Annotated in this window: 8 protein-coding genes; 2 read left to right on the top strand and 6 right to left on the bottom strand. The window is 63.0% G+C overall.

Annotation, left to right across the window (positions count from 1 at the left end):
• Nucleotides 1-91 precede the first annotated feature (91 nt).
• Complete coding sequence (locus KBZ33_RS20960; protein ID WP_254955419.1) at nt 92-394, top strand: hypothetical protein; 303 nt, start codon at nt 92-94, stop codon at nt 392-394.
• A gap of 21 nt (nt 395-415) precedes the next feature.
• Nucleotides 416-697 (top strand): hypothetical protein, encoded by a 282-nt coding sequence (locus KBZ33_RS20955; protein WP_254955420.1) that lies wholly within the window; start codon nt 416-418, stop codon nt 695-697.
• Nucleotides 698-1,049: 352 nt separating this feature from the next.
• Here the strand turns inward: KBZ33_RS20955 and KBZ33_RS20950 are convergent, their stop codons facing one another.
• The 6 genes from KBZ33_RS20950 to pseI form a co-directional block, all read right to left on the bottom strand.
• Entirely contained in the window at nt 1,050-1,475 is a 426-nt protein-coding gene (locus tag KBZ33_RS20950) for a type II toxin-antitoxin system VapC family toxin (RefSeq protein WP_254955421.1), read from the bottom strand.
• Nucleotides 1,472-1,726, bottom strand: a complete 255-nt coding sequence (locus KBZ33_RS20945; protein ID WP_254955422.1) for a FitA-like ribbon-helix-helix domain-containing protein — start codon at nt 1,724-1,726, stop codon at nt 1,472-1,474. Before KBZ33_RS20945 ends, KBZ33_RS20950 begins: the two co-directional genes overlap by 4 nt.
• Nucleotides 1,727-1,758: 32 nt before the next feature.
• Entirely contained in the window at nt 1,759-2,475 is a 717-nt protein-coding gene (locus KBZ33_RS20940; RefSeq protein WP_254955423.1) for a nucleotidyltransferase family protein, read from the bottom strand.
• Nucleotides 2,472-3,683 carry an FAD-dependent oxidoreductase gene (locus tag KBZ33_RS20935; RefSeq protein ID WP_254955424.1) on the bottom strand — a complete coding sequence of 404 codons (1,212 nt, stop codon included), beginning with the start codon at nt 3,681-3,683 and terminating at the stop codon, nt 2,472-2,474. The genes KBZ33_RS20940 and KBZ33_RS20935 overlap by 4 nt, the downstream gene beginning before the upstream one ends.
• A gap of 31 nt (nt 3,684-3,714) precedes the next feature.
• Nucleotides 3,715-4,365 carry an HAD-IIIA family hydrolase gene (locus KBZ33_RS20930; RefSeq protein ID WP_254955425.1) on the bottom strand — a complete coding sequence of 217 codons (651 nt, stop codon included), beginning with the start codon at nt 4,363-4,365 and terminating at the stop codon, nt 3,715-3,717.
• Nucleotides 4,366-4,543: 178 nt separating this feature from the next.
• Nucleotides 4,544-5,365, bottom strand: coding sequence for a pseudaminic acid synthase (pseI, locus tag KBZ33_RS20925; RefSeq protein WP_254955426.1), 822 nt, complete (start codon nt 5,363-5,365; stop codon nt 4,544-4,546).
• Nucleotides 5,366-5,593: the final 228 nt, after the last annotated feature.

Raw genomic sequence — 5,593 nt, 5'->3', positions numbered from 1 at the left:
GCCGCGGCGTCCAACGACGGCAGAAACAGCCCTGGTTCACGCGGATTGACCTGCCGCCACGGCCACGCCAGTCCCAACTGCTGGCTGTCGCATGACCGTCTCGGATGAGATGTGTCGGGCAGTCAGGCTGGATCCAGCAGCGGGGCGGGTTGAGGAGTTTCGCGAGAAAACGGAGGGGAAGGAGTCGTGGGTGAATGGCGGCTTCTTTGTGCTGGAGCCCTCGGTGTTGCCGCTGATCGCGGGTGATGGCTGCAGCTGGGAAAACGAGGTGCTGCCGGAGCTGGCGCGGCGGAGACAGCTGAATGCCTATTGCCAGCGCTTCCAACTTATCCACTTGCAAGGCCTGGATCTGGGCGCTGGTGGCCGCGCACAGGAGGCCGTTCGCTTAGCATGAAGGCATGAAAGCGTTTTCAGCATGAAAGCCGCCAAGCAGGCTGTGAAGCAAGTTGGTGCCAGCGGTCAGATCTCCCTGGGCAAAGAGTTCGCCGGGCGCACGGTTGTGATCGATAGCAGCACCCCCGGGGTCTGGGTGATCAAAACCGCCCAGACCATCCCCGACAGCGAGCTGTGGTTGCATCATCCGAAAGCATCCGCTCGGCTGGATCGGGCCCTAGCCGCGATCGACCAACCGCCTGTCGCTGCGGATCTCGAAGCGCTGGAGCAACTTCTCTGCAGGGCCCCTGCCGAAGGTCGGTGATTGGCAGAGCCAGTGATTCAGCTTGAACTCAACAACCCGGAATTTCAGGCCAATCTGCTGGCCCTCGACAAGCCAGATGCCTGGGCCGTGATCAAGACGCTTCGTTTGCTCCACATCATGAGCTGGGAGCAATTGCAAGGCAGCAAGGGGCTGCGCTGGGAGCTGATTCAAACCCGTCGGGGACCGCAGGGCGAACGGCTGTATTCCTTGCGGATCAGTCGCAGCTGTTGGGCGGTGGCCTGGCGCGATGGCCCCTGGCTCCGGTTGCTGTCGCTCCACCTAGTGACTCAGGGGGAAGCCACTCCGGCGCGCTTTAGGACTTTCGGGGGTGGAGATACCCAATGTGGTGGGCTCAGCCCATCGCCGCGAATGGGTTGATCAGGCTGATGGTGGTGTCGCTGAAGTGGCGGCTGTTGCGCGTGGCCAGCTGGGCCTGGTGCGCCAGGGCGATGCCGGCAATCAGGGTGTCGCGCAGATCCACGGGGCGACCCTGCGTCTTGCGCTGCGCCGCCAACTGGGCAGCCTGCTGCGCCGCGCGCTCGTCAAGCGGTGCGATCCGCCCCTGGATCAACTCTGCCATCAGCCGCTTGATTGCCAGCTCCAGCTTGCGCCGCCGGCTGGCATCAGGGTGAATGGCCGCTCCATAGCGCAACTCAAACACCACAACACTGGGCAGCCATATCTGACTGGGATCCAATTGATCGAGCCAGGCCACCACGGCGGCATCCGGGCACTGCAGCATCACCGCCGACACCACATTGGTATCGAGCAAGATCACGCCTCCAAGGAGGCCGGGATGGCTTCCACCCCGCGCCACTCGCTGATCGGTTCATGCAGCTCGACATCCGCGAACAGTGCTGTCATCCGATGACCCAGCCCGGCAGTTCCCAGGCTGGAATCCTCGTCTGCCGCCGCCTGGGCCAGGATCAGCCGAGCCTCCTCTTCCATGCTGCGGCCATGGCGCCGGGCACGGCGGCGGAGGGCCTCCTTCACGGCCTCATCCAGCTGGCGCACCAACAGTTGAGCCATATTCCACCTCCATTTCGCTTGGTATCATGATATCAGGCCTTGCTCAGAAGCTCCTGGGCGGCCTCGAGGGCCTGCGGTGTGCCGATGTCGAGATAGGGCTGCTCGGTGTGCCAGGTCTGGATGCGCCCCATCAGGGTGGGGATCACTTCGGTGCTGAAGTCGCTGGGTGCTAGCTGCATCCCGGCCAGAAACTCCACAAACTCAGGATCAAAGGCATAGAGAGCACCATTGGCGCAATTGCCGGGGGGATCGGCCACCTTTTCGTGAAAGGCGGTCACTACGCCTTGGGCATCGGTGGCCACGATGCCGCAGCTGCGCGGCTGATCAGTGCGAAAGGTGAGCATCGAAAGTAGGCACTGGCCCGGGCGGGCTGCGTGGGCGTCCAGTAGGCCCTGGAGATCTCCTGCCATGGCGTTGTCGGCATGGATCAGCAGGCCGGTGGCGCCTTCGAAAAACGAGCGGTTGGCCAGCAGGGTGCCGGCGGTGCCGAGCAGCTCGGGCTCATGGATGGTGTGCACGCACATCGGGCTGGCAGTGCGCTCCTGCAGAAACGCTTCCACCTGATCCGCGAGGTAGTGGGTGTTGATCAGCACGGCCTCGCAGCCGGCAGCCTCCAGCTGCCTGAGCCAACGGCCCAGCAACGGCTCGCCGGCCACCGGCACCAGACACTTGGGGGTGTGCAGGGTGAGGGGCCGCAGGCGGGTGCCCAGGCCCGCGGCCAGCAACAGAGCTCGAAGGGGGCGGATCATGCCAGGGCCATCGGTGGGGCGGCTTGATCAAGGATCAGATCCGCCAGGGCGAAGCTGGCCGTGAAGGCCGGCGAGATCGCGTTGAGCACATGGGTGCTGGCGGGGCCCGGGAGGCAGAGAAAATCGTCTTCCAGGCGCTGGGTGTGGCGGTTGAACAGCTGGGAGCGGATGCCCACCTTCTGGCTCAGCTCCAGGTGCTCGGCCCGCACGGCCGGGATCAGCTGCTGAGCTGCCCGCAGCAACAGCGGCGGCAGGGCCAGGAATGCCTGTTCATGCACATAGCGGCGGAAGCCGCCGCGGTTGGCAAGGTACTGGCGGGCCAGCACGGTGAGGTTGGCGGCCGCCATGGCCGGCTCCAGCGCCTGCAGGCCGTGGTAGTTCTCGCGGCCCCAGGCGGGTGTGGCCGTGGGGCCGATGCTCACCAGCGGCGTGGCATCGGCGCTGGGGGTGAAGTGCACCCCCAGGAACGGCACGTTGAGATCCGGCACCGGATAAAGGTTGGCGCGGGGCTGGATTGGGCAGCTGGCCTTGAGCTGCCAGTAGAGGCCCTTGAACGGCAGCAGGGTGTACTCATGGCCCACCCCGAACGGCTGGGCCACCCGGTCGGCCTGCAGGCCGGCGCAGTTGATCAGATGGACATAGTTAATAGTGCCGCCGTCGGCCAGCCGCAGCTGGCGGCGCTCCGGCTCGGCTGTCCAGCCCGACCGACCCGTGAGGAAGGAAACGCCCCGCTCCTGCAGCTCCTGCTGCAGCCGGCGCACCACCGTGATCGGCTTCACCACGGCCGTATTCGGGCTCCAGAGGGCGCGGCCACTGGCGCTGCGGGCCTCCGGAATCAGCTCGCGCAGGTGGATTTCGTCCCAGAACTCCACCGTGGCGCCATTGGCGGTGCCGCGCTCAGCCAGCACATCCAGCTGGCCATCGAGCTCTGGGCGTGGCGGCACGATCACCTTGCCGCAAGCATTCAGGGGCAGGCCCCGCTCCTCCACCCAGGCGCGCAGCCGCCGGGCACCGCCCACGCACACTTGCGCCTTGATGCTGCCGGGCTTGTAGTAGAGCCCCGCATGCAGCACGCCGCTATTGCGGCCGGAGCTGTGGCGGCCCAGTTCTGGCTCCTTATCGAGCACCGTGATGGAGCCAGCGATGCCGCGCTCCACCAGCTGGTGGGCCAGGCAGAGGCCCACCATGCCGCCGCCCAAGATCAGCACATCGCCATTCCCACCAATCACTTCAGAATCTTCAGTTGCGGTGAATTAATCTGCTAGCTAATTGGAAAGTTTCTAAGGGGAAAGAATCAAGGCCATCCAAGAACTTCACTTGTGGTGCAGACTGAGATGCCTGCGCTTGCCAACGCAATATAGATGGCCGGACCTCTCGGCCATGGCCACTCAAAACGTGGAAAAGACCCGCCAACCCTGCTGCCACTCCCGCTTGAATATCGCTAAGCCGATCGCCGATCAGCAATGAACAGTCTAGCTTTAGATTTAGAACATCCGCCGCATCTAGTATCATTCGAGGACTTGGCTTGCGCCAGCTATCTTTTGGGGCATTCGGACCATAGCCATTAGCGTAAATCGCAGCAATAGGCGCGTCAGCTCCTAGCAGATCTACCATGCGCTGCTGGTTGACGCGATTGACGTCATCCCAGCCAAGGAACCCCCTCGATATGCCGGACTGATTGGTAACCAGTATAACGGGCCATCCTTGTTCACGAGCTGATGCAACAAGCTCTCGAGCACCATGACATAATTGTACTTGCTCAGGATCATTAATATAGTGACAATCCTCAATCACCACTCCGTCACGATCCAGAAACAATGCCGGTACTGAATTTTGAAAGGGAGCGATCAACAGCTCTCGACGTACAAGGACATCATTGATTTCAATCATCTGAAGGTGCCTACATGCCGTAGACTGAGCAGACGATAAACTTTACTCTCGGAGATATGATCATTAGAAAAAGCGCCGCAGTCTTCATTAATGAGTTCACCATCTGCCCGCTTACAATTCACATTAAGCCATGGTGTAAGTGGTGCCATCACCCCGGTATGGTCGCAACAGGGCGAACCTACAGCAACTGATCAATACTGAGCGGTGCGCCGCAGCTGAAGGCACAGCGCGCTGGGCGGCCTAGGAGTTGGCTATAGAGAGCTGGTGGCGCACCGTGCCCGGGGCGGATAATGCGGATGTTGGTTTCGGTGAAGGGCTCACCGGCGGCGATGTCGGCAGTGGCATAGATGGAGCGACGGAACACCAGGCTTTTCTGCTCCGCCTCTGTAGGCCCGTAGCGCACCTGGCCGAGCGATTGCCAGGCCCGTTCTGTTTCGCGCACCAGGCTGGCCAGCTCAGTTGGCTCCAGGGAAAAGGCGGAATCCACTCCCCCATCGGCCCGGGCCAGTGTGAAGTGCTTCTCCACCACACTGGCACCGAGGGCCACGGCAGCCACAGCCACGCCCACCCCCATGGTGTAATCGCTCAGGCCCACCTCGCAGCCGAACAGCTCGCGCAGGTGGGGGATGGTGCGGATGTTGGTGTTGTTGGGGCTGGCGGGGTAGGTGCTGGTGCACTTGAGCGGCACCAGCTGGGTGCAGCCGGCACCACGGGCGGTGCGCACGGCGTCGTCGAGTTCGCCGAGGCTGGCCATGCCAGTGGAGATGATCAGGGGCTTGCCGGTGGAGGCGGCCTTTTCGATCAGCGGCAGGTGGTTGTTCTCGAGGCTGGCGATCTTGTAGGCGGGGGCACCGAGGTCTTCGAGGAAGTCGACGGCGGTTTCATCAAACGGTGAGCTGAAGCAGATCAGGCCCAGCTCGCGGGCGCGCTCCATGATCGGCCCGTGCCACTCCCAGGGGGTGTGGGCCTGCTTGTAGAGGTTGTGCCAGGGCTGATTCAAAGTGTGTCACAAGCGCGCTGGCCTGAGCTGCCAGCGTTGGGTTCGCTGAGCGAGCTTGCTCCTTCTCTGTGCGCGAAACCGGCTCTGCTGCAACCGATCTCGATCTGATCAGCTTCCTCAAGGCGATCCCCGACGTGCGGATGCGGCGTGGGATTCGTATCCCCGCCTGGTATCTGCTGCTGGTGGCCGTGCTGGGCATCCTGAGCGGTTGCGAAAGCTTGAGGGATC

It is taken from the genome of Cyanobium sp. Cruz-8D1, assembly GCF_024345975.1.
In the GTDB taxonomy this organism is placed as follows: Bacteria; Cyanobacteriota; Cyanobacteriia; order PCC-6307; family Cyanobiaceae; genus Cyanobium.
Note: the sequence above shows the minus strand (reverse complement) of the source record. Positions and strands in the feature narration are given on the sequence as shown.

Excerpts from the sequence above, each read along its gene's own strand:
- KBZ33_RS20960 (WP_254955419.1), top strand. The coding sequence starts at position 92 with ATGACCGTCTCGGATGAGATGTGTCGGGCAGTCAGGCTGGATCCAGCA.
- KBZ33_RS20955 (WP_254955420.1), top strand. The coding sequence starts at position 416 with ATGAAAGCCGCCAAGCAGGCTGTGAAGCAAGTTGGTGCCAGCGGTCAG.
- KBZ33_RS20945 (WP_254955422.1), bottom strand. The coding sequence starts at position 1,726 with ATGGCTCAACTGTTGGTGCGCCAGCTGGATGAGGCCGTGAAGGAGGCC.
- KBZ33_RS20940 (WP_254955423.1), bottom strand. The coding sequence starts at position 2,475 with ATGATCCGCCCCCTTCGAGCTCTGTTGCTGGCCGCGGGCCTGGGCACC.
- KBZ33_RS20930 (WP_254955425.1), bottom strand. The coding sequence starts at position 4,365 with ATGATTGAAATCAATGATGTCCTTGTACGTCGAGAGCTGTTGATCGCT.